Raw genomic sequence first — 26,982 nt, forward strand, 5'->3', positions numbered from 1 at the left:
CGGCCCATTTTCTTGGTGCCTCAGTCTGACGTTGCAGGTCGATTTTCAATGCTTTTCTGGCAGATCTTGATCGATGGCTTTGCCATCAGCGCGCTGTATGCCCTCGGCGCGACAGGTTTCACGCTGATCTTCGGTGTCTCGGGCGTACTCAACCTTTCCCACGGCGCCATCATGGTTGGCGCTGCGGTCGCCGCCTGGGCCGCCGCCAGCGAGCTGGGCGTCGGGCCCTATACGGGAGCGCTGATCGGCGTCCTCGCCGGCTTCATCCTGGCGTTTGCCACCTACTTCATCGCCGTCAGGCCGATCCAGCGATCGAAGGTCATCGCCGAGTCCGAGAAGGAGATCTTCATCCTGACCGCGACGCTGCTGTGGGGCATCATCATCCAGGAGGCGATCGCGTATCTGTTTACCAACAACGCCAAGACCGTGCTGCCCATCGTCGAGGGCGTGACCACGGTGTTCGGCGTGCGTACGCCGAAGAACGAGTATTTCACCGCCGTGATCTGCTGGGTCGCGATCGGGCTGCTGTGGTTCCTGGTCAACCGCACCAGGCGCGGCAAGGCCGTGATGGCGGCGTCGATGAACCCGCGCGGCGTCACCTTGCTCGGCATCGAGCTGTCGTCGATCTATCTCACCGTCTGGGCGATCTACGGCTTGCTGGCGGGCGTTGCCGGCATCCTGCTCGGCATGTTCCTGGGCGTCAGCTCCTACAGCGTCGGACCGCTGACGGCGAGCGCGTTCTCGATCGTCGTGCTCGGCGGCCTCGGCAGCGTGTCAGGCTCGCTGATCGCGGCCTATGTCGTCGGCTATCTCGAGACCGGAACGGCCTATCTGATCTCGCCGGCCTACCGGACGATCCCGGCGCTGCTGCTGCTCGTCATCGTCATGTATCTGCGCCCGCAAGGGCTGTTCGGACGGAGGTGAGCATGCCTGCATTCGTTATGTCGCGGCTGTTCTGGATCGCGCTCCTGACGGTGATCGTGGCTCTGATTCTGCCAACCTACGTCTCAGGCTACGTCCTCGGGCTGCTGACGGTCGCGTACTACACGGCCGTGTTCGCGATGTCCTGGGACCTGCTGTTCGGCTTCGCCGGCGAGGTCAATTTCGGACCGACCTTCCTGATCGGCGTCGGCGCCTATACGGCCGGCATTCTCGACGCGCATTTCTCGCCCGGCCTGTCGATCTGGCTGTGCATCGCCGCCGGCGCACTGGCGGCGGTCGTCGGCGGCGTCGTGCTGGCGCTGCCGGCGCTGCGCGTCAGCGGGCCTTATTTCGGCCTGACCACGCTGGTGGCCGTGCTGATGCTGCAGAACTTCATCGTCGTCGCCGCGGGGCTGACCGGCGGCGAGATCGGCCTCGCCGTGCCGGACGTGATCTCGATCGACGCCAGGACCAACTACTGGATCGCGCTCGGTTTCATGCTGGTGTCAGGTGCCATCCTGTTCGGCCTGTCGCGCAGCGCCATCGGCCTGATCCTGCAGGCGAGCGGGCAGGACAAGATCCAGGCCGGCGCCCTCGGCTTCAACGTCACCAAGCACAAGCTCGCCGCCTTCGTCGTCAGCGCATTTTTCTCCGGGCTCGCCGGCGCGCTGATGGTGTTCTACATGGGCACCGCCTCGGTCTCGACCTTCGTCGATGTCGGCGTCGGCGTGCAGATCATCATCGCCGCCGTGCTCGGCGGCCGGCGCACCGTCATCGGCGCCGCGATCGGCGCGATCTTCCTGATCGGCATGGGTGAGCTGCTGCGGCCGCTCGGCGAGCTCGCGACCCTCATCGTCTCGGTGATCGCGCTCGTGGTCATCCTGTTCTTCCCCGACGGCTTCCTCGGCATGATCAGGGGAGGGGCCAAGGCATGACGCAAGCCATGAGCGGCGCTCCGATGCTGGAGGTCAACGGCCTCACCAAACGGTTCGGCGGCCTCGTCGCCGTCAAGAATTTGAGCTTCTCGATCCGGCCCGGTGAGATCCTCGGCCTGATCGGGCCGAACGGCTCGGGCAAATCGACCGCGATGAAGAGCGTCATGGGCGTCGAGCGGCCGACCGCGGGCTCGGTCAGGCTCGACGGCGTCGAGCTCGCGGGCCTGCCGTCGCATCGCATCGCGCGCATGGGCGTCGGGCTGGTGTTCCAGCATTCGCGGCCGCTGGCGCGCCAGACCGTGCTGGAGAACATCAAGGTCGCGCTGCTGCCGGACAAGCTGACGCGGCTGTTCGCCGACAAGGACGTCGATGCGCGCGCACGGGCCATTGCGGAGCGCGTCGGCCTCGGCGGCGTCATCGACCGTCGGCCGCCGACACTGGCGTTTGCCGATCTGCGCCGGCTCGAGCTTGCGAAGGCGGTGGCGCGCAGCCCGAAGCTGGTGCTGGTGGACGAGCCTTTCGCCGGCCTCACGGCGTCCGAGGTCGCCGACTTCTCCGAGCTCATCCGCGAATTCCGCGACGACGGCCACGCCGTGCTGCTGGTCGACCACAACGTCAAGAGCGTGTCGGCGCTGGTCGACCGCGTGCTGGCGATGTATCTCGGCGAGAAGATCGCCGAGGGCAGGGCGACCGAGGTGATGCAGGACGAGACGGTCCGGCGCGTCTATCTCGGCGGCGCGCTGGTCTCGACCGCGCGGCCGGAGGCGAGCTTCAAGGACGTCACGCCGGCGCTGCAGGTCGACAAGGTCGGCGTGCTCTACGGCAAGGCGCAGGCGCTCCAGGACGTGTCGCTGCACGTCCATGAGGGCGAGTTCGTCTCGGTCGTCGGCCTCAACGGCGCCGGCAAGACGACGCTGTTCAACGCCATCTCGGGCCTGGTGCCGTATTCGGGCGAGGTGAAGTGGGCAGGGCGCAGCCTTGCCGGCGGCACGGCGGCGCAGATCGCCCGCTCAGGCATCGTGCAATGTCCGGAGACGCGCGAGTTGTTCGGCGACATGAGCGTGCGCGAAAATCTCGAGCTCGGCGGCAATGCGCTGGCCGACACCGAGCGTGCCGAGCGGCTCGAATGGCTGTTCGGGCTGTTTCCGATCCTCAAGTCGCGGCAGCCGCAGCTGGCGCGCACGCTGTCCGGCGGCGAGCAGCAGATGCTGGCGATCGCGCGGGCGCTGATGATGAAGCCGAAGCTCTTGATCCTCGACGAGCCGACGCTCGGGCTCGCGCCGGTCATCCTGGAGACGCTCTCGAAGGCGCTCGACCGACTGCGCGAGACCACCAAGATCACGGTGCTGCTCGGCGAGCAGAACGTCACCTTCGCGCTCCCGCACGCCGACCGCGTCTACGTGCTGGATCATGCCAAGATCGTCTGGGAAGGCCCGCCGGACCGCTTCGAGGCCGAGGCTGCGGCGAACTATCTGTGAGGGGTGAGCGGAGAGTGTGGGGGTGAAGCGGGGGGACCACGCACCAGCCGCTGACGTCGCGGCCTATCGCGCCGTCGAGCTGATCTCTCACTCCTACCTGACCGGCCTCATCCTGTTGCTGTCCTCGCGAGCCGGCGCACAGCGTGCCGCGGAGATCGTCTTCCGGACCTTCCGCCGCCAGCAACTGGCTCGCTTCCTGCCGGGGTTGACCAAGCTCGGTCTCGACGGTCTGCCGCACGCGGTGGCATGCGCGCAGTACCATTACCTGTCCAATCAGGTCGGCGGCGTGAAGGTCGAATACGTCTACGAAAACGATCGCAAGGCGTGGGTGCGCTATCCGCCGCCGCGCTGGATCTGGTCGGGGACGGCGATCTGCGGCATTCCCTCCGAGGTGTCGCGCGCGATGCTGCGCGGATGGCACGCCAACAACGGCGTCGTCCTCGGCAATCCCAGGCTCGGCTTCGTCTGCACCGGGCAGACCGTCGACGGCCAGCCCGGCCTCGAAGGCTACTACAAGGAATGGGATCACGATCTCGCGCCGGACGAACGTCTTCAGTTCTCGCCGGGCGAGCGTTGCCCGGCTTTCGATCCGGCCCGCGCTCCCAAGCTCGCGGAGAATGCCTGGCCCGAAGAACGGCTCCTCAAGGTGCTCCGCAACTATGCGATGGAGTATATCACCTCGATCGTGCCGGAGACGGTGGCCGTGCTCGGCCCGGAGGAAGGCGGCCATCTGGCCGGCGCCGCGGCGAGGCTGATCGGCATGCATACGTTCGACGAGGTCGCAGCGCTTCTTGGCGGCGTCGAGCCTGGCGCTGCAGGGTTCGCAAAGGCGTTCGCGCGACTGGCCCGCGGCCAAGGCGACGACGCAGAGCTGTCGCCGGATCGCGACTCGATCCTCGTACGCCAGACGTCCTGGCGTCTGATGTCCGAGCGGGACAACCTCCCGCCAGCCGTGTTCGAGGCCTGGAGCGAACTCTGGGTCGGCACGGCGCTCGCGCACGACCGATTCATGAGGATCGACATCGTCGAGCGGCGCGACCGGGGCGACGCGCACTGGGCCTGGCGATTTCGCTGATCGCAAAGTCCGCACATGCCTGCGCGTCCGGGAGAACCGAGCAACTTCTTAGAAGCGAGGCGGGCGGGCCTGAGGCGGCCGGGGTGGGAGGCGCACGGCTGCGCCAACCGTCGTGGCCTCGGTCTTCGCCCCCCGGACCGCGCGCACCAGCTGGTCCTGGCTTGCCTGCAGCTGTTCGATCGCCCTGGCCTGATCGCGGTTGGCTTGCTCCTGGCTGGACTTGAACTCCTGGAACCCGCTCTGCAGTTCGGCGACATCATGCGCGATCTTCTCGATCAGAGGCATAACGTCCCGGTCGGGAGCGGGCGGCATGTCACGCTCCGGCGTTGCCTCCGCCATCGCGGAGGATGGATCGCTGGAGCGCGTTGATGATGCTGACGGTGACGTCTCCGGTGTTGGCGAAACGGATGGTGATGGTGAGGCAGGGGCCGTCTCGGCCACACTCGATCCGTTCGCCGCCGTCTCCAGCGTCACGGCTGGATTCGCCGTCTGAGCGTTCTCGCGCCGGATGGATTGAACCGCCGCTTCGATCCGATCGGTGACGGAGGTGATGGTCTCGGTATGGTCCCGCGCCAGGGTGATGGCCGCGCCGACGAGCCCGGCCGACGCCATCAGCGTGATCATGGCCCGCAATACGGGCCGGCGCCGGGCCGGAGGAGGCGTTTCCAGGTGCTCGATGCCTGCAGCGGGTTCGGCAGCCTCGACAGCATCTGCGGCGGCCTGGGCCTCGATGGCGGCGATCCGCTGATCGATACGTGCGCGCACCTCGGCCAGCACCCGCTGATAGATCTCCTCGCAGACAGCGTCGTCAGGCGGCAGCGCGACATCACCCGGATCAACTTCCTTCGACGTCGACTGAACTGGCATGTCTTCGGATCCCATTCACGATACGCCCGTGCCCAATCCTGAAGGATGCGGTTTTGACCTCTGGGCTTTGACCAAACGAAGACTGCGCCGTGACGAGGCGGGGGCGATTTCGCACAGGCGCCGACGTGCGCTGGGCGGGCCGATGTGCGGCTTCCACCGTCAGGCAACCGCCCATAGCCAATTCGCATAAGGTATATTATGGAATATTTATATGCTGAGGGAGTTCAATGGCTTGGCGCCGAATCCTCGAATTTACGGCAGCCGCGGGCCCTTCAGACCCCCCGGCCAGCCCAAGCTGATGGGCGCTCGCCATCGCCGAGACTCGCGCTGCGCATGGGGCCTGCTGCGAACGCCGATATTGCTGCTGCGGCCCATCGCTGCAATAAGCGCAGGCGACGTCACTGATGTCGCTGGATTCGTCCGGCGATGCTTGCGGCGGCGCGATGCAACGAGAAGAAGCTTCTCCAGGGAGAAACGAGAATGAGCCTGTCACGACGCGCGCTGTTGAAGGCCTCCGCGGCGACAGCCGTACTGGGTGGAATTGGCGCCGTCGCAGCGCCGCATGTGGTGCGCGCTGAGAGCGCCGAGTTCACGTACAAATACGCCAACAACCTGCCCGACTCCCATCCGCTCAACGTCCGCGCCAAGGAGATGGCGGCGGCGATCAAGGCCGAGACCAACGGCAAGTTCGACCTGCAGATCTTCCCGAACAACCAGCTCGGTTCCGACACGGACATGCTGAGCCAGATCCGCTCCGGCGGCGTCGAGTTCTTCACGCTCTCGGGCCTGATCCTGGCGACCTTGGTGCCAGCCGCGTCGATCAATGGCATCGGCTTCGCGTTCCCGGACTACGACACGGTCTGGAAGGCCATGGACGGCGATCTCGGCGCCTATGTGCGCGGCCAGATCAACAAGGCCGGCCTGGTGGTCATGGACAAGATCTGGGACAACGGCTTCCGCCAGACGACGTCGTCGACCAAGCCGATCAACGGTCCGGATGACCTCAAGGGCTTCAAGATCCGCGTGCCGGTGTCACCGCTGTGGACCTCGATGTTCAAGGCATTCGAGGCGGCGCCCGCCTCGATCAATTTCAGCGAGGTCTATTCGGCGCTGCAGACCAAGGTGGTCGAGGGCCAGGAAAACCCGCTGGCGATCATCTCCACCGCCAAGCTCTACGAGGTGCAGAAGTACTGCTCGCTGACCAATCACATGTGGGACGGCTTCTGGTTCCTGGCGAACCGCCGTGCCTGGGAGGCCGTGCCGGCCGACATGCGCACGATCGTCGCCAAGCACATCAACGCGGCCGCCGTGAAGGAGCGCGAGGACGTCGCCAAGCTCAATGCCGGCCTGCAGGCAGAGCTCGCGTCGAAGGGCCTGACCTTCAATCAGCCGACCGTCGCGCCGTTCCGCGACAAGCTGCGCACCGCCGGCTTCTATGCCGAGTGGAAGGGCAAATACGGCGACGAGGCCTGGGCGCTGCTCGAAAAGGCCGTCGGCAAGCTGTCGTAGCCCCGAGCATGATCCGGAAAAGTGGAGACCGGTTTTCCGAAAAGATCATGCTCAAAACAAGAATGGCGTAGGGCGCGTTCGGGTGACGTCATGGCGCATGCCGAGTTCACGGAAATTGCGATCAGCGAGGTGATCATCGAGACCCCTCGCCGCCGGTCCTGGCTCGACGGCCTGGAGGCCCTGCTCGGCCTCCTCGTCGAGATCCCCGCCGCGCTGCTCGTCGTGGCCGAGATCGTCATCCTGTTCGCGGGCGTCGTGGCGCGCTACGTCCTGCACCAGCCGCTGATCTGGTCGGACGAGCTGGCCTCGATCCTGTTCCTGTGGCTCGCAATGCTCGGCGCCGCGGTGGCGTTCCGCCGCGGCGAGCACATGCGGATGACGGCAATGGTGGCGCGCGCCAGCCCCGGCTTACGCGCCTATCTCGATCTGGTCGCGACGAGCGCGGCGCTGGCGTTCCTGGTCATGATCGCCTGGCCGTCCTGGGAGTACGCCTACGAGGAAAGCTTCATCACCACGCCGGCGCTGCAGATCGAAAACATCTGGCGCGCCGCCGCACTGCCGGTCGGCGTCGGACTGATGGCGCTGTTCGCCCTCATCCGTCTCGCCCGCACGGCCAGCGTCAGGACGATGCTGCTGGCCGTCGTCTCCGTCGTAGCCATCATCGCGCTGTTCTGGGTGGCGCAGCCGCTGCTGAAGCCGCTCGGCAACATCAACCTCGTGATCTTCTTCGTCGGCGTGGTCGGCTTGTGCGTCTTCGCCGGCGTGCCGATCGCGTTCGCTTTCGGGCTCGCGATCTTCGGCTATCTGGCGCTGACGACGCGCACGCCGCTGATGGTGCTGGTCGGGCGTATGGACGAGGGCATGAGCCACCTCATCCTGCTGTCGGTGCCGCTGTTCGTCTTTCTCGGATTGCTGATCGAGATGACCGGCATGGCCCGCGCCATGGTCGCGTTCCTGGCAAGCCTCTTGGGGCACGTCCGCGGCGGGCTGCATTACGTGCTGGTCGGCGCGATGTACCTCGTCTCGGGCATTTCCGGCGCCAAGGCCGCCGATATGGCCGCGGTCGCGCCGGTGCTGTTTCCGGAGATGAAGGCGCGCGGCGCCAGGCCCGGCGATCTCGTCGCCCTGCTCGCCGCCACCGGCGCGCAAACCGAGACCATTCCGCCGAGCCTGGTGCTGATCACGATCGGCTCCGTCACCGGCGTGTCGATCGCGGCGCTGTTCACCGGCGGCCTGCTGCCGGGCGTGGTGCTGGCGATCACGCTGTGCACGCTGGTGTGGTGGCGCTACCGCAACGAGGACATGAGCGGCGTCCGCCGCGCCACCGGAGCCGAGATCGGCAAGGCCTTCATCGTCTCGCTCCCTGCCCTGGCCCTGCCCTTCGTGATCCGCGCGGCCGTCGTCGAGGGCGTCGCGACGGCGACGGAGGTCTCGACCATCGGCATCGTCTATGGCGTGCTGGCGGGCCTGCTGGTCTATCGCCGTTTCGACTGGCGCCGGCTGATGCCGATGCTGATTGAGACGGCGGCGCTGTCCGGCGCCATCCTGCTGATCATCGGCACCGCCACCGGCATGGCCTGGGGCCTGACGCAGTCCGGCTTCTCACGCGCGCTGGCGGCCGCGATGACCGGGCTGCCGGGCGGCCCGGCGACGTTCATCGCGGTCTCGATCGTCGCCTTCACGATCCTCGGCAGCGTGCTCGAGGGCATTCCGGCAATCGTGCTGTTCGGGCCGCTGCTGTTTCCGATCGCGCGTGCCGTCGGCGTGCACGAGGTGCATTATGCCATGGTGATCATCCTGGCGATGGGCATTGGCCTGTTCGCACCGCCGTTCGGGGTTGGATATTACGCCGCCTGCGCGATCGGTCGGGTCGATCCCGCCGAGGGCATCCGCCCGATCTGGGGCTACCTGCTGGCGCTTCTCATCGGCCTCATCGTGGTTGCGATTTTTCCGTGGATTTCGATCGGGTTCCTGTAAACTCTTCAGATGACGAGGGAGGGTGGTGATGAGCACGAACCAGTACAAGCTCGGCCTGGACAAGACGCCGGCCAACTACGTGCCGCTGACCCCGCTCAGCTTCCTGGCGCGCAGCGCGGCCGTCTATCCCGACCACGTCAGCACGGTCTATGAAGGCCGCAGCTTCACCTGGCGCCAGACCTATGAGCGCTGCCGGCGCTTCGCGTCCTATCTCGCGGGACGCGGCATCGGCGAGGGCGACACCGTGGCTGCGATGCTGCCGAACATCCCGGCGATGAACGAGGCGCATTTCGCCGTGCCGATGGCCGGCGCGGTGCTCAACACCCTCAACATCCGCCTCGATGCATCCTCGATCGCGTTTCAGCTCGATCACGGCCAGGCCAGGATCATCCTGGTCGATCCCGAATTCTCTGCCGTGATCAGCGAGGCGCTGAAGCTGATGAGCGGCGCCAAGCCGTTCGTGATCGACGTCGATGACGCCTCCTATGCCGGCGGCAGCCGCATCGGCGAGATCGAGTACGAAGCCGCGGTCGCATCCGGTGATCCGAGTTTCGAGCCGCGCCGTCCCACTGATGAGTGGGACGCGATCGCGATGAGCTACACCTCGGGCACCACGGGCAATCCCAAGGGCGTCGTGACGCATCATCGCGGCGCCTATCTGAATGCCGTCAGCAACATTCTCGCCGGCGGCCTGGGCCAGCATCCGGTCTATCTCTGGACTCTGCCGATGTTCCACTGCAACGGCTGGTGCTTCCCCTGGACCATGGCGGCCGCCGCCGGCGTCAATGTCTGCCTGCGCAAGGTCGAGCCGACCAAGATCTTTGAGCTGATCAAGACCCACGGCGTCACCCACATGTGCGGCGCGCCGATCGTCTACAACGTGCTGATCAACGCGCCGGACGCGCCCAAGGGCAGGCGCGACAAGCCGGTCGTCGGCCTGATCGCCGGCGCCGCGCCGCCGGTCGCCGTGCTCGAAGGCGCCGAGAGCATCGGCATCAAGCTGACGCATGTCTACGGCCTCACCGAGGTCTACGGCCCCGCCTCCGTCTGCGCCGAGCAGCCCGGCTGGGATGACCTGCCGGCGCCGGAGCGCGCGCGGCTGAAGCGTCGGCAGGGCGTGCCTTATCCGTTGCAGGAAGCCGTCACGGTGCTCAATCCCGAGACGATGCAGGAGGTGCCGCGCGATGGCGAGACCATCGGCGAGGTCATGTTCCGCGGCAACATCGTGATGAAGGGCTACCTCAAGAACGAGAAGGCGACGCAGGAAGCCTTCGCCGGCGGTTGGTTCCATACCGGCGACCTCGGCGTGCTCGACGAGCACGGCTACGTCATCATCAAGGACCGCTCCAAGGACATCATCATCTCCGGCGGCGAGAACATCTCCTCGGTCGAGGTCGAGGACATCCTCTACAAGCACCCCGCCGTTTTGTTTGCCGCCGTCGTCGCCAAGCCCGATCCGAAATGGGGCGAGGTGCCCTGCGCCTTCATCGAGCTCAAGGACGGTGCTGAAGCCACCGAAGCCGAGATCATCGCCTATTGTCGCAGCCACATGTCCGGCTTCAAGACGCCGAAGGTCGTCGTGTTCGGCCCGATCCCGAAGACCTCGACCGGCAAGATCCAGAAGTTTTTGCTGCGCAACGAGGTCAACTCGGCCAAGGCGATCTCCGCGTAGGTGCCTCTGAGTAGGGCGGGTTAGCCGCAGGCGTAACCCGCCGCACCAGTGCTGGAGGCTATGGCGGATTACGCTGCGCTAATCCGCCCTACGCGCGGCCAATGAACTGATGAGCTGCATCGACACGCGCGGTGCACCCTCTCCCCTTGTGGGAGAGGGCGGTTTCGATGCAAAGCATCGAAACCGGGTGAGGGGTTGCCACGAACTCAGAGCGGAATGTGCGGCACGAACCCCTCACCCGAGTGAGGACGTAGTCAGCACCTTTGAGCCCTCTCCCACAAGGGGCGAGGGCGCATTCATGAGCACCGCGATGACGATGGTCTTTCCTCGCTCGGGCGTCGAAGGTCAGTTTGCCGCCGCGTCGCCCCTGCTCTTCTCCGGATAATACTGCGGCGCTTCGCGGCGATCGTACATGCCGTAGTCTCTGCTGACTTCGACGACGCGGATGTTGTCGGCGCCGGGGTCGGCGAGCAGGCGCACACTCAGCGCCACGCCGGTCGCCTCGTCCGGCAAGTCGATCAGATGCGCGAAGCGGCCCTTGCGATAGACGCTGGAGAAGGTCGCGACCGGCAGATCCGTCGCGATGCTCAGCTGCGGCGCAGCCGTCTCCACCGCCAGCACATAGGTCGGCGCACGCCGTTTCGGATCGTTGTACGTCCCCCGCCGCTCCGGCTGCCAAGCCGCCTGCCCCGGCCTGATCTCGTGCACCAGCTCGGCGACGCGCAGGCGATAGTCGGAGAACACCTTGTCGCGGCCGAGCGTCTGGATGTCGTGGTGATGGGCGTGCACGCGCCAGGCGGTCATGGCGCCCTCGTCCTGCCAGATCTGGTAGGACAGGATCAGGTTATCGCGCGACAGGCTCCTGAAGCGGTCGAGGAACAGGCAGCCGCCAAGGGCGTCGAGCTCGGGCCGCAGCGCGGCAGCGAGCTGCAGATACTGGTCGAGATGGCCGGGCTTGACCTCGACCTCGAAGAACAGCGACAGCATGGTAGCGTCTCCATGTATTCGGCCGCAGGCTGCTACAGCTTCGTGGCCCTTGCGGTCGCCCGCCCCTGCCCGTCATTGCGAGCGAAGCGAAGCGATCCAGAGTCATTGCTATAACTCTGGATTGCTTCGTCGCCTTCGGCTCCTCGCAATGACGGCCTTAGCCGGCCAACGAACAATCAGCCGACCTCCAGCCGCATGCCATCATACGCCGGCACCACACCGGCCGGCAGGCTCTGGCGCAGCACCTCGTAGTCGAGATCGGCGGTCATGTTGGTGATGACGGCGCGTCGGGGCTTGAAGCGCTCGATCCAGGCCAGCGCGTCGTTGACCGAGAAATGGCTCGGGTGTGACGCCGGGCGCAGGCCGTCGACAATCCAGAGGTCGAGATCCTCCAGTGCGCCCCAGCTCTCCTCTGGGATGTCGTTGAGGTCAGGCGTGTAGGCGGCATTGCCGATGCGGTAGCCGAGCGCGGGGATGTTGCCGTGCTGGACGAGGAACGCGGTCAGCCTCAGCTCGCCGCCCTTGCCTTCCACCGCCTGGGTCTCGCCGGCCTCGATCGCGTGCTGGGTCAGGATCGGCGGATAGTCGCTTCCCGGTGGCGAGATGAAGCAATAGGAGAACCGGTGCATGATGTCCTTGGCGGTCGACTGGTTCAAATAGACCGGAATCCGCCGCCGCTGATGCATGACCACCGAGCGCAGGTCGTCGATGCCGTGGGTCTGGTCGGCGTGCTCATGCGTCAGGAACACCGCGTCGATGTGGTCGACATTGGTATCGATCAGTTGTTCGCGTAGATCCGGCGAGGTGTCGATCACGACGCGCGTCACGCCGTGCGCGGCGCGGCGCTCCACCAGCAGCGAGCAGCGCCGGCGACGGTTTTTCGGGTTGTTCGGATCGCAGGCGCCCCACCCCAGCGCCGGGCGCGGCACGCCGGCCGAGGAGCCGCAGCCGAGAATGGTGAGCGTCAGCGTCATGCAGCCTCCCTTGGCCGCGGCACCTTCGAGAACAGCTTGAAGAAGGTCTCGGTGGTCTGCTGCGAGAATTCCTCGAGCGAGACGCCGCGGGTCTCCGCCAGAACCTTCGCGGTCTCGACGACATAGGCCGGCTCGTTGCGCTTGCCGCGGAACTTGCCGGGCGCGAGATATGGCGCGTCGGTCTCGACCATGATGCGGTCGGCCGGCACCTCGGCGGCGAGCGCGCGCAAGGCCTCGGACTTCTTGAAGGTCACGATGCCCGTGAACGAGATGTGCAGTCCGAGATCGATCGCCTTCATCGCCAGCTCGCGTCCGCCGGTGTAGCAATGCAGCACGGCGTTGAAAGGTCCGCGCGCCATCTCCTCCTCGAGGATGCGGCCGCACTGAGCGTCGGCCTCGCGGGTGTGGATGACGAGCGGCAGGCCGGTGTCGCGGGCGGCCGCGATATGCGCGCGGAACCCGCGCTCCTGGGCATCCTTCGAGCCGTGATCGTAGAAATTGTCGAGCCCGGCCTCGCCGAGCGCGACGACCTTGGGATGGCGAGTCAGCGCAATCAGCTCCGCGGCCGGAATGCCGTCCTCCTCGTCCGCGTTGTGCGGATGGGTGCCGACCGAGCAGAACACGTTCTCGAACCGCTCGGCGATCGCGAGCAACTCGGGCAAGCGCCGCACCCGCGTCGAGATCGTCACCATCCGGTCGACGCCCGCGGCGGCGGCGCGCGCGACGATGCCATCCAGATCCTCGGCGAAATCCGGAAAGTCGAGATGGCAATGGCTGTCGACCAGCATCACGCGGCCGTCGGCTCGATGTAGCGCGGGAACACCGCCTGTGGCGCTGGCAGCTGCGTGCCCGCAGCAATCCGGAGCTCTCCGCCAAGCCGCGCGAACGTTCGCTCGTCCTCGGGAATGCCGAGGCTGTCGAGCAGCTTTGCCGACGCGGCCGGCATCACCGGCTGGGTCAGGATCGCGACCTGACGGATCACCTCGGCGGTGACGTAGAGCACGGTGTGCTGGCGCGCCGGATCGGTCTTGGCCAGCGCCCAGGGCGCCTCGCCCGCGAAATAGCGGTTGGCCTCGGCCACGACCGACCACACGGCGTTGAGCCATTGGTGGATCTGCTGCGTCGCCATGGCTTTGCGCGCCGCGCCGATCATCGCGTCGGCCTCGGCCAGAATCGCCTTGTCATTGGCCGAGAACTCGCCGGGCTCCGGCAGCACGCCGCCGAGCTGTTTCGAGATCATCGACAGCGAGCGCTGTGCGAGATTGCCGAGGTCGTTGGCGAGATCGGCGTTGATGCGCGCGACGATCGCCTCGTGATTGTAGTTACCGTCCTGGCCGAATGGCACCTCGCGCAGGAAGAAGTAGCGGAGCTGGTCGACGCCATACTGGTCGGCGAGATTGAACGGATCGACGACGTTGCCGACCGACTTCGACATCTTCTCGCCCCTGTTGAACAGGAAGCCGTGGGCATAGACCCGCTTCGGCACAGGGACGCCGGCCGACAGCAGGAACGCCGGCCAGTACACCGCATGGAAGCGGATGATGTCCTTGCCGATGACGTGGACGTCGGCCGGCCAATACTTCCAGTTCGGATCCCTCTCGTCGGGAAAGCCGACGCCGGTGATGTAGTTGGTGAGCGCGTCGACCCAGACATACATCACGTGCTCGTCGTCGTGGGGCACGCGGACGCCCCAGTCGAACGTGGTGCGCGAGATCGAGAGGTCCTTCAGACCGCCCTTGACGAAGCTGATGATCTCGTTGCGCCGCGCATCCGGCCCGATGAAATCCGGCTGGCTCTCATAGAGCGCGAGCAGCCTGTCCTGATAGGCCGACAGGCGGAAGAAATAGCTCTTCTCCTCGACCCACTCCACCGGCGTGCCCTGCGGTCCGCGGCGGACATTGTCCTCGCCGACGACGGTCTCGTCCTCGGCGTAATAGGCCTCGTCGCGCACCGAGTACCACCCCGCATAGGTGTCGGCGTAGATGTCGCCGTTCTCGCGCATGCGAGTCCAGATCGCCTGCACCGAGTTGTGATGCGCGGGCTCGGTGGTGCGGATGAAGCGGTCGAACGAGACGTTCAGCCGCTCGTCCATCTCGCGGAAGCGGCCGGCATTGCGGGTCGCGAGCTCCGACGGCGTCAGGCCCTCGTTCTGCGCGGTCTGCACCATCTTCAGGCCGTGCTCGTCGGTGCCGGTGAGGAAGAAGACGTCCTTGCCGTCGAGCCGCGCAAAGCGTGCGATGGCGTCGGTCGCGATCGCCTCATAGGCGTGGCCGATATGTGGGTTGCCGTTGGGATAGGCGATCGCCGTCGTGACGTAGAAGGTGTTCTTGTCGACCGGAGGTGCGGCGACCTGCGCTACGATCTCGTCGATTTCGACGACGACAGCGGCCTCGACCTTCGGCTTGCGCGGCGCCTTCGGCTTGGCGGCGCGCGGCGGCTTCGGGGCTTCAACGATGGCCGGCGCGACCTTCTTCGGTGCGGCCGGCTGTTTCGGAGCGGCGGGCTTCCTCGCTGCCGCAGGCTTTTTCGTTGCTGCCGCAGGCTTGGCGGCGGTCTTCTTGGCCGGCGGTGTGGCGGGCTTTGCCACGGCCTTCCTGGCTGGCGCCTTCACAGCTTTCTTGACCGCTTTCTTGGCGGCGCTCTTCGAAGCTTTCTTGGCCGCGGTCGCCGCCGGAGCTTTGCTCTTGGCTTTCGCGGGGGCCGTCTTGGATGTGGCGGTCTTTTTCTTGGCGTCCTTGTCCTTCGCCGCCTTCGCCTTGGCCGCGCTGACCTTGCCCTTCGCGGGCGCGTTGCGGGCAGCCTTCTTCGCGCCGCTCTTGCTCGCGGGCTTGCCCTTTTTCACGGTTGTCTTGCTGGCCTTGGCCACGGCAGATTCCTCTTTGACGACGTCGGTCGACGGATTGATCCTGATGATCCCGGGATGATGGTCGCGCGGTTACCGCGTGGCTTCGGCAAGCATCCCGAACACCGAGAAAACCAGCGGTTTTCGTTCCAGATTATAGGATTCGGTGTCGCGCGCGGCGCGGACGATCTTTTCCCATACCTCCGCCAGCCGTGCAAGGCGCGGCAGTTCCGCGTTGGCATCGCCAGCGCGCAGCCGCTCCGCCACCCAGCGCTCGATGCTGTCGAGGAAGCTCGCCAGCGCGACGCGGTCGCTGGTGCCGAGCGCATCACCCAGGGCATGCAGCTCGCCGGCGTCGATTCGCGGCAGGCTCGCGAGCAGCGCCGCGGTCCGGGTCTGCAGCTGCAGCCCGTCGCCGCCCAGCAGCATCAGGGTGCGCGCGACGCTGCCCTCGGAGGCCCTGGCCGCCTCGCGCAGCGCCGGCTCGGCTCCGTTCATGCCGGTGGCCTCGGCCGCGGCGCTGATGACGTCGTCGGTCGCCAAGGCCCGCAGCGCCAGCCGGCGGCAGCGCGATTTGATGGTGGCCAGCACCCGCGCCGGCGCGTGGCTGACCAGCAGGAACAGCGACTGCTGCGGCGGCTCCTCGAGGATCTTCAGCAGCGCGTTGGCGGCGTTGGGATTGAGCTCGTCGACGGTGTCGACGATGCAGACCCGCCAGCCCTCGACCGCCGCCGTCGAGCCGAAGAACGAGATCGTCTCGCGGGTTTCGTCCACGGTGATGACGGTGCGCAGCACGCCCTTGTCGTTGGCCGAGCGCTCCAAGGTGAGCAGCCCGCCATGGGCCTCGGAGGCGATCAGCCGGGCCACGTGATCATCCGGGTCCACGTACAGCGAGCCGGCGGTACGTACCGCGTCCGACGCAGGATCACGGTGGGTCAGCACGAAGCGCGCCATGCGGTAGGCCAAGGTGGCCTTGCCGATGCCTTGCGGGCCGCCGATCAGCCAGGCATGCGCCATCCGGCCGCTGCGATAGGCTGACAGCAGCGCGGCCTCGGCCTCGCGATGGCCGAACAAGGCGCTGGTCTCGCGGGGATGGCGGACCGCGATCTCCGGCTCGACCTTGCGTGCGCTCATGAGGCGGCCGCCACTTCCGCGAACAGCCGCTCGCGCACGGCGTCCCAAACGAGTTGCGAGACCGTATCCGCGCTCGCCGTGGCGTCGACCAGCACGCAGCGCCGGGGATCCTCGGCGGCGATCTTGTGAAAGGCGTCGCGCAGCCCCTTGTGGAACTTGATGTCCTCGCCTTCGAACCGGTCCGGCGCGCCGCTGCCGCGCCGCGCCGCGGCGCGCTGCAGGCCGACCTCGACGGGCACGTCGAGGATCAGCGTCAGGTCCGGCTTGAGGTCGCCGATCGTGACCCGCTGCATCGCATTGAGCACATCGGGCGCGACCTTGCCCTGGCTGCCCTGGTAGGCCCGGGTCGAATCGAAAAAGCGATCGCACAACACCCAGCTTCCCTGGTTCAGCGCCGGGAGAATCACGTTGCGCACATGGTCGTCGCGTGCGGCGGCGAACAGCAGCGTCTCGGCCTCCGGCCCCAGCAGCTTGCCCATGCCCGACAGCACGAGGTGGCGCATGATCTCCGCGCCCGGCGATCCCCCGGGCTCGCGGGTCAGGACGACGCGCACACCCTCCTTCTGCAGACGGTCCGCCAACATCTTGATCTGCGTGGATTTTCCGGCGCCCTCGCCACCCTCGAAGGTGACGAATCGGCCGCGGCCCGGACCACGTTTCAAAGCTGAATCCGCCATGTCTCTAGAGCTTCTCGGCCCCGGCGCGGAACATCCCGATCACGAGCTCGCTGACCCCATCGATCGCACGCCGCATCGTGGATCCCCTGCCCACCGCCTCCGCAGCATAGACAGGGGCCTCCATGGCGATATTGGGGCCGCGCCAGACCCTGACAACCCCGACCTTCTGCCCGGGCTCGATGGGAGCCCTGACCGGGCCACTGTAGATGATGCGGGCGATCAGCTTGTCGCCGCCGTTCTTCTGCACCATGACCTTGACCGGCACCGGGCTCGACAGCTTGACCGAGCGGCTCTCGCCGCCGAACACCTTGGCGTAGCCGATCGGCTGCTCCGCCGCGAACAGGGTGCGGGTCTCGAAATTGCGGAAGCCCCATTCCAGCATCTTCTTGGCCTCGGTGGCGCGGTCCTCGGAATCCTCCAGGCCATTGACGACCACGATCAGTCGGGTGCCGTTCTGCACGGCCGAGCCGACCATGCCGTAGCCGCCTTCCTTGGTGTAGCCGGTCTTGAGGCCGTCGGCGCCTTCCATCGCGTTCAGCAGCGGGTTGCGGTTCTGCTGCCGGATCTTGTTCCAGGTGAATTCCTTCTCGCCGAAGATCTTATAGAACTCCGGGAAATCCAGGATGATGTGCCGGGCGAGCATGGCGAGCTCGCGCACCGTCATCTTGTTGCCGGGATCCGGCAGCCCGTTGGAATTGGCGAAGGTCGATCTGGTGAGGCCGAGCTCGCGCGCCCGCTTGGTCATGTAGTCGGCGGCGAAGATCTTCTCGTTGCCGGCCATGCCCTCGGCGAGCGCAATGCAGGCGTCGTTGCCGCTCTGGATGATGGCGCCGTGCAGGAGGTCGCTCACCGACACCTTGCTGTTGAGCGCGGCGAACATCGTCGAGGTGCCGGAGGGCGCCCCGCCCCGGCGCCAGGCGTTCTCGCTGATGCGGTATTCGTCGTTGAGCTTGATCGTGCCGTCCTTGACCGCGTTGAAGACCACCTCGGCGGTCATCAGCTTCATCATGCTGGAAGGCGCCCGCAGCTCGTCCGCATTCTTCTCGAACAGCACGCTGCCGCTGTTGGCCTCCACCAGGATCGCGGTCGGCGCATCGCCGTCGAAGCCGCCATCCTCCTTGCGCGCGCCCTGGACGCTCTGGTTGGCGGCGTAGAGCACGCCGCTCCAGCCGACGGCGAACGCCGCGGCCAAGGCGATGAGCGCACGCGTCACCCGTCCGGACGTGAAACCGGAGCGACGCGGCGGTAAGGTCATGACATTCATCGGCTAAGCTCTGGAGCGCACTGAGATTCTAGCAGTTGCGGGGGGTGCAAACAACTCGGCAATCCGCGGATCCGTCCGCTGTCCCGGGATTTGCACGGCTCATCGCGCGGTGCGATACGTCCAGGGCCGGCAATCACAAGTCGAGCAACCAAGGGGGAAACGGTGTCATCGACGCGGACCATCAAGGCCAACGGAATCGAGCTGTTCGTGCGCGAACAGGGCGAAGGCCCGCTTGTCGTGCTGTGCCACGGCTGGCCCGAACTGTCCTATTCGTGGCGGCACCAGATCGTGGCGCTGGCCGAGGCCGGCTATCGGGTGGTCGCGCCCGACATGCGCGGGTTCGGCCGCTCGCAGGCGCCAGCAGACATCGCCGCCTACTCGATCTTCGACACCGTCGGCGACATGGTGGCACTGGTCGAGGCGCTCGGCGAGGACACCGCCGTCATCATCGGCCACGACTGGGGCGCGCCGGTGGCCTGGCATGCGGCGCTGTTCCGGCCGGACCTGTTCACGGCCGTCGCCGGACTGAGCGTGCCGCCGCCGCTTCGCGGCCGCGGCCGGCCGCTCGACACGCTCCGCGCCGGCGGCATCGAGAACTTCTACTGGCAGTATTTTCAGACGCCGGGCGTCGCCGAGGCCGAACTCGAGCGTGACGTCGCGCTGACGATGCGCACGATGCTGGCGCGTGGCTTCTCCGACCCGCAGTCGCTGTTCGTCGCGCCGGACAAGGGCTTCCTCGGTGCGGCGAACCCCGCCCTGCCTCTGCCGGCGTGGCTGAGCGAAGCAGACCTCGCCGAGTTCATCGCAGCCTATCGCACCTCCGGCTTTCGCGGTGGCCTAAACTGGTATCGCAACATCGACCGCAACTGGGAGCTGACCGCGCCATGGCAGGACGCCCAGATCCGCCAGCCGTCGCTGTTCATCGCGGGCAGCGCGGACGCGGTGGTGACGGGGCTGATCGGCGCCAAGCGCGTTCAGGACATGGCGCGCGTGCTGCCGGATCTCCGGCGCAAGCTGATCATCGACGGCGCCGGCCACTGGATCCAGCAGGAATGCGCCGCCGAGGTGAACGCGGCGCTGATCGCGTTCCTGCGCGAGGTGGCTCCGGCTCGTTAGCGCGCGAGCGGCAGCTCCATCATGCGATGCGACGCTGTCGCGTTGTCCGCCACGTCGCGGAAGCCCAGTCGGACGTAGAACCTTATCGCGTCGTCATTCGTGGTTGCGACCGCGAGCGAAAGCACCGCGGCGCCCTGCTCCCGTGCGGCGGTGGCGACCGCCTGCATGATCTCGCGCCCGACACCCGCGTTGCGCGCGCCAGGCAGCAGCGCGAGATCCACCACGTGCCATTGTGACGCCGCGCGGTCGAGCAGCAGCCGCCCGACCGGCGCGGCGTCGCGGAGAATGATCAGCGACTGCGCCGCCGGACACTGCGCCGCATGGCTTGCGAGCTGGGCGCGATACTGCTGCGCCAGCACGAGATCGAGCATCGCCGGCGGCAGACCGGCCGCGGCGAGCTGCGCACCTTTGACGGAACCAAAGAGGTCACGCAGGAACGGCTCGTCGGCCGTCTCGGCCGACCGCAGCCGCAAGCGAACGTCCGGTGAGACGACGTCGATCCCGAGCGTCACTCCGAGCCTGCTCGGCTCAGGAGTTGTTGAATGACGGGAAGATGCCCGCATAGCAGATGCACCAGATCAGCGCCTGGGTCGGCTGCATGTTGTCGTGCGGAATGCTCTGCCCGTTCGGTGTGACCGCATTGACCGCGAGCGTCGTATTGCCCGGCGGCGCAAGGAACCCGTTGAAGCTGGGATCGATCGCCACGATGCCCACGCCCGTGCCCGGCCCTGGCGTGGCATTCGCGGCCGCCTTGCTGCCGAGCTGCAAGGTATGGGTGTGCGCGGGCATCTCGGCCGTGGTCAGAAAGGCGGTGCTGGTCCCCATCGCCTCACCGATGACGCGCGGCTGCAGACCGGGGCCGTCGCCCTGCCCGTTGGTGATCGCGCCGCTCAGATTCGGCAGGGCGAAATTGGTGGTGCCGTTGCCGCCGTAATAGGTGCCGATCAGCGCGAACAACGGCGTATACCGCTGGATCGGAAGCAACTGGCCGAAGCACGGCAGCCACGCGCTGTTGAAGCCGTCGGCTGCAAAGGTGAACGGAAAGGCCTGGATTTCGCCGACGAAGGGGTCTGACACGACGTCTCTCCTGAGGAATGCGCAATAGAGCCGATCGAACGCGAAGGCGTCAGCCCGGCGACGGGAAGATGCCGTTGATGCAGATGCAGTAATTGCCGACGACGGTCGGCATGATGTTGTTGTGAGCGACGCCCTGCCCCGACGGCCCGACGCAGGCCGCCATCACTTCGTAGGTCCCGGCGTCAGCACTGGGCGCGTAGAGATTGCCCGCTGTCGCGGTTCCCAGGAGGGTACTGGTCCCCGGCTGTGCCGTGTCGGCGACGGTGGTCGACGCCAACAAAGCGTGGCTGTGCGTGGGCATCTCGGTCGTGATCAAGGTGTGCTCGTCCTCACCGTCCAGTTGCCCCAGCAGATAGGATGCGCCGCCGGGCGGCGTGCCCTGCCCGATCGGAACGCGGCCGCGCAGGTCCGGCAGATTGAAGGTCTGGACCCCGTCGCCACCAAACGTCGTCCCGATGACCGCATAGAGCGCATCATAGTTGGCGATGGACAATGCGCTTCCGTCGCAGGCCAGCCAGCCATCCGGTATGCGCGGAAAGCCGAACAGCCTGATCTCGCCGAGAAACGGGTCTGACATCCCGACATCCTTTCAAGTGCGGTGGGCGCCGCGAAGCGGGCGCGATGCGGCGGATTGCGACGATGGTGAGAAACGTGAGCGCCGAGCCGTCTCAGTTGCGCGAAGGGTAAACCCCATTCAGGGCGATCAGATAATTGATCACCAGATAGGGCTGCATGTTGTTGTGGGGCTGCCCGCCGCCGATATCGACGATGTTGGTGCTGAGCGACAGCGGCACCGCGTTCGTCCCAGCGGTGGTGAAGATCAGCTTGGGATTGTCTGGCGGGAGCTTGTTTGTCGCGAACACGTTGTTGGCCGCCGACGCTCCACGCCCAGTACCATCGTTGCTGGACGCCTGGATCTGGTGATTATGGGTCGGCATCTGCGCCGTCGTGAGCGTCACCGTGGTCTCGCCGCTGACCGTGCCAGCGGGAAACTGGCCGCTGCCGCCGGTCGAGCCGAGGATAGCCCGTCCGCGAAGATCAGGCAGTGCGAACGTCGTGACACCATTGCCGCCGTAATAGGTGCCGAGCAGGGAGAACAATGCCTGATTCGTCTGGATCGCCAACAGCGCACCGTTGCAGAACGCCCACCCCCTCGGTGGCTGGCTTCCAGCAAATGGCATGATTTGCCCGAGCACAGGCGTAACCGGCATGCGTTCCTCCAAATGATTTTGTGCAATTCAACCAGACAACAAAGCGCGTCGCGACGAAACGCGGACAACCGACGCGTCCAGTATTCGTCATGTGCAATTCGAAAGTGTCACGCATCCAACGGGAACAGTCAAGCATGAACCCGCAGGGGATGTGGGGGGATTTTCGCGAGACCTGCCCCGAATCAGCACGCGGAAAGGTCGCAGTGTTGCGGGCGCGCAACTAAGTTCGGGAAAGGCCGCGCGCGTGCAGCGGTTCCGTGCATCACTGGCTTGCGGCACAGGGGAAACAAAGCTTAATCAACGGTAAGTTTTCGGTAATCTTTATTGCAGTCGCAGAATATTTGGGACCGCGGCCGAGGTCGACCCGCGGTCTCGGGGAAGCGCAGGGGCAAGGTGCAGCTTTTCGCGATCATGATTGGCGCGTGGAGGACGTCGTTTCAGCGGTTTCTGACTCGCTGGTCGTCGGCCGTCAGCAACGTCAGAACGTTGGCGGTGACGACCTTTGTCGTTCTCGCGGCCATGGGCGCGTCGATCTCATCGGCGCAGGCGGTCTGCGATCTGACCGTCAATTCGACCACCGGGGCCACGATCACATTCAATTCCGTGTCACAGGTCTATCACCTGTGTCTCACCGTGGTTGGCACTCCCAACACCGGAGACGATGCCGTTGTCTACGGCTTGTACTCCGTATCCGGCACGAATGCGAACACCCAGCTGCCCATCGCCGGCACGAGCTCGAGTGCCTATTCCGACTACAGCCCGACCACGAGCAAAGCCAATTACACCCTGCATCCAAGCAGTGGAAACGACAATGGGCAGAGCGCGAATACTGGTCAGGCTCAGATCAACATCACTCTGAACAGCCTGACGGGCGGCGGCCAGGATACGATCACGCTGTTTTATGCGTCAGACTGTAGCGACTTTCTCGTAACCTGCTCAGGCTCTGGAACGGCGCTCACCTCTTGGACCATTACGGTCAACCTGCCCGGCCCGACCGCGACACAGTCCATCGCGTCGAAAGCGCTGACCGTCAACACCGCGACGACCTCGTTCACGCCGGTCACCGGCTCCGGCGGCACCGCGCCGCTCAGCTATGGCATCGCGCCGTCGCTGCCGACCGGTCTTTCGTTCAACACGTCCACGGGTGCGATCACCGGCACGCCCACGATCACCAGCACCGCGACCACCTATACGGTCACCGTCACCGATGCCAACAGCGCCACCGCCAGCAACACGTTCAGCCTGACGGTCAACGGCGCGGTCACGGCGACGCAGGCGGTCGCCTCGAAGACGTTGACGCAGAACCACGCGACGACCTCGTTCACGCCGGTCACCGGCGGCGGCGGCACGACGCCCTACACCTATAGCATCTTGCCGTCGCTGCCCTCCGGTCTCTCGCTCAATACGTCGACCGGCGCGATCACGGGCACGCCGACGGCCACGAGCGGATCGACGACGTACACGGTCACCGTCACGGACGCGAACAGCGCGACGGCCTCGAACACCTTCAGTCTCGCCGTCAATGCGGCCGTGACCGCGACCCAGTCGGTCGCATCGAAGATATTGACGCAGAATGCGGCTGCGACCTCCTTCACGCCCGTGATCGGCGGCAACGGCACCCCGCCGCTCACCTACGGCGTGTCGCCGACGCTGCCCTCGGGCCTCTCGCTCGACACCAATACCGGCGCGATCACGGGCACGCCGACCGTGAGCAGCGGTGCAACCACCTATACGGTCACCGTCACCGACGCCAACAGCGCCACGGCCAGCAATACCTTCAGCCTCACGGTGAACACCGCCGTCACCGCGACGCAGTCGGTGAGCTCGGCCACCGTCACCGTGAACACGGCCATCACGCCATTCACACCGGTCACCGGCGGCGGCGGCACGACGCCGCGGACCTATGCGATCGCGCCGACCTTGCCGACCGGTCTCAGCTTCAACACCAGCACCGGCCAGGTCAGCGGCACGCCGACCGTGACCAGCAGCACGACCACCTATACGGTGACCGTGACGGATGCCAACAACGGGACCGCCACCAACACCTTCCAGCTGACCGTCAATGGTCCCGTGAGCGCGACGCAGGCGATCGCCTCCAAGGCGCTGACACAGAATACAGCAGCGACCTCGTTCACGCCGGTCACCGGATCGGGCGGCACGCCGCCGCTCTCCTACGCCGTTGCCCCCGGTCTGCCGACGGGCCTGACGCTCAACACCTCGAGCGGCGCGATCACGGGCACGCCAACCGTGACCAGCGGCGCGACCACCTACACGGTCACGGTGACGGATGCCAACAGTGCCACGGCCAGCAACACGTTCAGCCTGACGGTGAACAGCGCGGTGACCGCAACGCAGGCCATCGCCTCGCGGACGTTTACCGCCAACCAGGCGATCACCGCCTTCACGCCGGTCACGGGCGGCGGCGGCACGGGCGCATTGTCTTATTCAATCTCGCCGAGTCTGCCCGCCGGGCTGAGCATCAACACTTCCACCGGTGCGATCTCGGGCACGCCCTCGACCAGCGCGGCGACGGCGACCTACACCGTGACCGTCACCGACACCAACAACGGGACCGCGACGAACACCTTCAGCCTGACCGTCAACGGCGCCGTCAGCGCGACGCAGTCGATCGCGGCGAAGTCCCTGACCGTGAATGTCGCCGCGACATCCTTCACCCCGGTGACCGGGGGCGGCGGCACGTCGCCGCTGACTTATGCCATCGCACCGACCCTGCCCGCCGGTCTCAGCTTCAACACCTCGACCGGTGCGATCACGGGAACGCCGACGGCGATCAGCTCGGCCACGACCTATACGGTCACCGTGAGCGATGCCAACAGCGCCAGCGCCAGCAACACGTTCAGCCTCACGATCAATGGCGCGGTGACCGCGACGCAGGCCATCGCGTCCAAAGGCCTGACCGTGAATACGCCGGTGGCGTCCTTCACGCCGGTGACCGGCGCCGGGGGCACGTCGCCGCTGAGCTATGGCATCGCGCCGGCGCTGCCCGCGGGTCTCACCTTCAATACGTCCTCGGGCGCGATCACGGGCACGCCGACCGCGACCAGCGGCGCGACGACCTATACGGTCACGGTGACCGACGCCAACAGCGCCACGGCGACCAACACGTTCAGCCTCGCGGTCAACGGCGCCGTCAGCGCGACGCAGGCGATCGCCGCGACGACGCTGACCGCGAACCACGCCGTCACGCCATTCACGCCGGTCACGGGCGGCGGCGGCACCGCGCCGCTCACCTACTCCGTCGCGCCGACGCTTCCGGCCGGACTGACCCTCAACACGGCCAACGGCAGCATCTCCGGAACGCCCACGGTGACCATTGCCGCGACGACCTTCACCGTGACCGTGACCGACGCCGCCAACGCGACCGCGACCAACACATTCAGCCTGACCATCAACGGCGCGGTGACGGCGACGACGGCGGTGCCGTCGAGCGCGCTGCCGATCAACCAGGCGGTGACGCCGTTCACGCCGGTAGCCGGCTCGGGCGGCACGGGTGCGCTGGTCTTCGCCGTTTCGCCGGCCCTGCCCGCCGGCCTCAGCTTCAACACCAGCAATGGCCAGATCACCGGCACGCCGACGGCGCCGGCGGCAATGACCACCTATACGGTCACCGTGACCGACACCAACAGCGCCTCGGCCACTGCCACCTTCAACCTGTCGGTGGGCCAGCTGGTCACGACGGTCGCGCTGACCTCGTCGCAGAATCCGAGCCAGTTCGGCCAGCCCGTGACGTTCACGGCCACCGTTTCAGCGTCGGGCGGCACGCCGACCGGCACGGTCACCTTCAACGACAACGGCTCGCCGATCGGCACGGTGACACTGGCTGGAGGCGTCGCGACCTTCGCCACCTCAACGCTCGCCGTCGGCAGCCACACGGTCACCGCAAGCTATGCCGGCAGCGCGCTGTTTACCGCGAGCACATCGCCTGCCCTCGCCCAGACCGTCAACGTGCCCGTCGACAGTGTGCGGCTGCGCTCGCTGCAGCAGACGGTCAGCAAGCTGGTGGCGCAGAACTCGGGACAGGCGATCTCCGGCGCGATCGATGACGCGATTGCCGACGGCTTCAGTGATGGCGGTCCGTTCATGTCGCCGGGCAACATGCGCATGCGCTTCAACTTCTCAGCCGATCCACGCGACCAGGACGAGCCGGCGCCGACCTCGGACCGTGCCGCGGCCGGCGGGAGCGACGCCTATTCCTCCCTGCTGCCCGGCCGGGAGCCGCCGCGAGGCCGCAGCCGCGGGCGTGTCGACGATGCCTTCGCGGCCATCGACCGTGGCGACAAAAAGCAGGCTGCGCCGAGATGGCACGAGCAGAAGGAGTGGCTGCTGTGGGCTGATGTCCGCGGCACCGGTGTCGATCGCTTCGGCACGACCAACAACGGCGGCATCACCCAGGCCAACCAGGTCTCGCTGTACGGGCAGCAGCTCAACGCGATGATGGGGCTGACCTACCGGGCGACGCCGAGCTTCCTGGTCGGCGTGCTCGGCGGCTACGAGACGTTCAGCTACACCCAGCAGGAGATCAACGGAAAGCTCAAGGGCGACGGCTGGACCACCGGCGCCTATCTCGGCTGGAAGATCGTCCCCACCCTGCGCTTCGACGCCGCCGTCGCCTATTCCGGCATCGGCTATGACGGCAGCGCGGGGACGGCCCAGGGCAATTTCAGCGGTCAGCGCTGGATGCTGTCGACCGGCCTGACCGGCAGCTACAAATTGGCCGGCGTGGTGCTCGAGCCCTCGACCAAGGTCTATGCGCTGTGGGAGCATCAGAACGCCTACACCGACTCGCTGGGCACGCGGCAGGGGACGAATGATTTCGCCAGCGGCCGCGCCTCCGGCGGCCTGCGTGCCGCTTACCCGGTCGCTTGGCTCGACAGCGGCGTGCTGCTGACCCCGTTCCTCGGCATGTATGGCGACTACTACTTCACCAAGGAGGACGCCAACACGCTGGCCGCCGGCGCGCTCGCCTCGACGCCGCTGCTGCAGGGCTGGTCGGCCCGCTTCACCGGCGGGCTCGGCATCCAGACGGAGGGCGGCGCCGGCGTCGGCCTCGGCGCAGAGTATGGCGGCATCGGCGGCAACACCCGGGTCTGGACCTTCTCGGCCAGGGCGCGCGTGCCATTCACCGCCCGATAGGCCCCTCCCGGCAGGACTTTTCCCAACAGGACTTTTCGCAACAGGTCCTTTCGCAAAAGGTCTTTTCGCAAAAGGTCTTGGCGGCTCGGTCGAATCGAAACCGCCCCGGCGA

Annotated in this window: 21 protein-coding genes; 9 read left to right on the plus strand and 12 right to left on the minus strand. The window is 66.5% G+C overall.

Going from position 1 to position 26,982, the window contains the following annotated elements; all coding sequences use genetic code 11:
• The first annotated feature begins 48 nt into the window (after window positions 1–48).
• Genes QX010_RS08045 through QX010_RS08060 form a run of 4 tightly spaced genes read left to right on the plus strand, consistent with a single transcriptional unit; the run spans window position 49 to window position 4,409 of the window.
• Window positions 49–924, plus strand: coding sequence for a branched-chain amino acid ABC transporter permease (locus tag QX010_RS08045; protein ID WP_315799964.1), 876 nt, complete (start codon window positions 49–51; stop codon window positions 922–924).
• Window positions 925–926: 2 nt separating this feature from the next.
• Entirely contained in the window at window positions 927–1,856 is a 930-nt protein-coding gene (locus QX010_RS08050; protein WP_315799965.1) for a branched-chain amino acid ABC transporter permease, read from the plus strand.
• Between the two features lie 8 nt (window positions 1,857–1,864).
• On the plus strand, window positions 1,865–3,334 hold the full coding sequence (locus QX010_RS08055) for an ATP-binding cassette domain-containing protein (protein WP_409997866.1): 1,470 nt from the start codon (window positions 1,865–1,867) through the stop codon (window positions 3,332–3,334).
• A gap of 22 nt (window positions 3,335–3,356) precedes the next feature.
• The gene (locus tag QX010_RS08060) at window positions 3,357–4,409 is read left to right on the plus strand and encodes a hypothetical protein (protein ID WP_316178732.1); all 1,053 of its coding nucleotides are present in this window, start codon (window positions 3,357–3,359) and stop codon (window positions 4,407–4,409) included.
• A gap of 48 nt (window positions 4,410–4,457) precedes the next feature.
• Here QX010_RS08060 and QX010_RS08065 read toward each other — a convergent pair whose 3' ends face one another.
• The gene (locus QX010_RS08065; protein ID WP_316178734.1) at window positions 4,458–5,291 is read right to left on the minus strand and encodes a hypothetical protein; all 834 of its coding nucleotides are present in this window, start codon (window positions 5,289–5,291) and stop codon (window positions 4,458–4,460) included.
• A gap of 465 nt (window positions 5,292–5,756) precedes the next feature.
• On the opposite strand from QX010_RS08065, the gene QX010_RS08070 reads away from it, so the two are divergent.
• The 3 genes from QX010_RS08070 (at window position 5,757) to QX010_RS08080 (ending at window position 10,434) form a co-directional block, all read left to right on the plus strand.
• The gene (locus QX010_RS08070) at window positions 5,757–6,785 is read left to right on the plus strand and encodes a TRAP transporter substrate-binding protein (RefSeq protein ID WP_316178736.1); all 1,029 of its coding nucleotides are present in this window, start codon (window positions 5,757–5,759) and stop codon (window positions 6,783–6,785) included.
• A gap of 90 nt (window positions 6,786–6,875) precedes the next feature.
• Window positions 6,876–8,762: a TRAP transporter large permease subunit gene (locus QX010_RS08075; RefSeq protein WP_315799970.1), complete on the plus strand. Its 1,887-nt coding sequence runs from the start codon at window positions 6,876–6,878 to the stop codon at window positions 8,760–8,762.
• A gap of 28 nt (window positions 8,763–8,790) precedes the next feature.
• Window positions 8,791–10,434: an acyl-CoA synthetase gene (locus QX010_RS08080; RefSeq protein WP_316178738.1), complete on the plus strand. Its 1,644-nt coding sequence runs from the start codon at window positions 8,791–8,793 to the stop codon at window positions 10,432–10,434.
• A gap of 345 nt (window positions 10,435–10,779) precedes the next feature.
• Here the strand turns inward: QX010_RS08080 and QX010_RS08085 are convergent, their stop codons facing one another.
• The 7 genes from QX010_RS08085 to QX010_RS08115 form a co-directional block, all read right to left on the minus strand.
• A complete protein-coding gene (locus QX010_RS08085; RefSeq protein WP_316178739.1) occupies window positions 10,780–11,421 on the minus strand; it encodes an antibiotic biosynthesis monooxygenase family protein in 642 nt (213 codons plus the stop codon).
• A gap of 176 nt (window positions 11,422–11,597) precedes the next feature.
• Window positions 11,598–12,395 (minus strand): MBL fold metallo-hydrolase, encoded by a 798-nt coding sequence (locus QX010_RS08090; RefSeq protein WP_316178740.1) that lies wholly within the window; start codon window positions 12,393–12,395, stop codon window positions 11,598–11,600.
• The gene (locus QX010_RS08095) at window positions 12,392–13,183 is read right to left on the minus strand and encodes a TatD family hydrolase (protein ID WP_316178741.1); all 792 of its coding nucleotides are present in this window, start codon (window positions 13,181–13,183) and stop codon (window positions 12,392–12,394) included. The genes QX010_RS08090 and QX010_RS08095 overlap by 4 nt, the downstream gene beginning before the upstream one ends.
• Window positions 13,183–15,261, minus strand: coding sequence for a methionine--tRNA ligase (metG, locus tag QX010_RS08100; RefSeq protein ID WP_316178743.1), 2,079 nt, complete (start codon window positions 15,259–15,261; stop codon window positions 13,183–13,185). The genes QX010_RS08095 and metG overlap by 1 nt, the downstream gene beginning before the upstream one ends.
• A gap of 69 nt (window positions 15,262–15,330) precedes the next feature.
• Window positions 15,331–16,371: a DNA polymerase III subunit delta' gene (locus QX010_RS08105; RefSeq protein WP_316178745.1), complete on the minus strand. Its 1,041-nt coding sequence runs from the start codon at window positions 16,369–16,371 to the stop codon at window positions 15,331–15,333.
• Window positions 16,368–17,048 (minus strand): dTMP kinase, encoded by a 681-nt coding sequence (tmk, locus tag QX010_RS08110; RefSeq protein WP_315799977.1) that lies wholly within the window; start codon window positions 17,046–17,048, stop codon window positions 16,368–16,370. The genes QX010_RS08105 and tmk overlap by 4 nt, the downstream gene beginning before the upstream one ends.
• A gap of 4 nt (window positions 17,049–17,052) precedes the next feature.
• Window positions 17,053–18,312, minus strand: coding sequence for a D-alanyl-D-alanine carboxypeptidase family protein (locus QX010_RS08115; protein WP_316178747.1), 1,260 nt, complete (start codon window positions 18,310–18,312; stop codon window positions 17,053–17,055).
• A 162-nt stretch (window positions 18,313–18,474) separates the two neighbouring features.
• On the opposite strand from QX010_RS08115, the gene QX010_RS08120 reads away from it, so the two are divergent.
• Window positions 18,475–19,428: an alpha/beta hydrolase gene (locus QX010_RS08120; protein WP_316178749.1), complete on the plus strand. Its 954-nt coding sequence runs from the start codon at window positions 18,475–18,477 to the stop codon at window positions 19,426–19,428.
• On the opposite strand, the gene QX010_RS08125 is transcribed toward QX010_RS08120, so the two are convergent.
• From QX010_RS08125 to QX010_RS08140, 4 genes are all read right to left on the minus strand, one after another.
• The gene (locus tag QX010_RS08125; RefSeq protein ID WP_316178751.1) at window positions 19,425–19,940 is read right to left on the minus strand and encodes a GNAT family N-acetyltransferase; all 516 of its coding nucleotides are present in this window, start codon (window positions 19,938–19,940) and stop codon (window positions 19,425–19,427) included. The two genes, QX010_RS08120 and QX010_RS08125, sit on opposite strands and share 4 nt — an antisense overlap.
• Before the next feature lie 16 nt (window positions 19,941–19,956).
• Window positions 19,957–20,505, minus strand: a complete 549-nt coding sequence (locus tag QX010_RS08130; protein WP_316178753.1) for a phage tail protein — start codon at window positions 20,503–20,505, stop codon at window positions 19,957–19,959.
• Between the two features lie 49 nt (window positions 20,506–20,554).
• Window positions 20,555–21,082, minus strand: coding sequence for a phage tail protein (locus tag QX010_RS08135; RefSeq protein ID WP_316178755.1), 528 nt, complete (start codon window positions 21,080–21,082; stop codon window positions 20,555–20,557).
• 91 nt (window positions 21,083–21,173) lie between these two features.
• Window positions 21,174–21,716 (minus strand): phage tail protein, encoded by a 543-nt coding sequence (locus tag QX010_RS08140; protein WP_316178757.1) that lies wholly within the window; start codon window positions 21,714–21,716, stop codon window positions 21,174–21,176.
• A 492-nt stretch (window positions 21,717–22,208) separates the two neighbouring features.
• On the opposite strand from QX010_RS08140, the gene QX010_RS08145 reads away from it, so the two are divergent.
• Complete coding sequence (locus QX010_RS08145) at window positions 22,209–26,870, plus strand: beta strand repeat-containing protein (RefSeq protein WP_316178759.1); 4,662 nt, start codon at window positions 22,209–22,211, stop codon at window positions 26,868–26,870.
• Window positions 26,871–26,982: the final 112 nt, after the last annotated feature.

Source organism: Bradyrhizobium sp. SZCCHNRI1009 (genome assembly GCF_032487575.1).
Classification (GTDB): domain Bacteria; phylum Pseudomonadota; class Alphaproteobacteria; order Rhizobiales; family Xanthobacteraceae; genus Bradyrhizobium.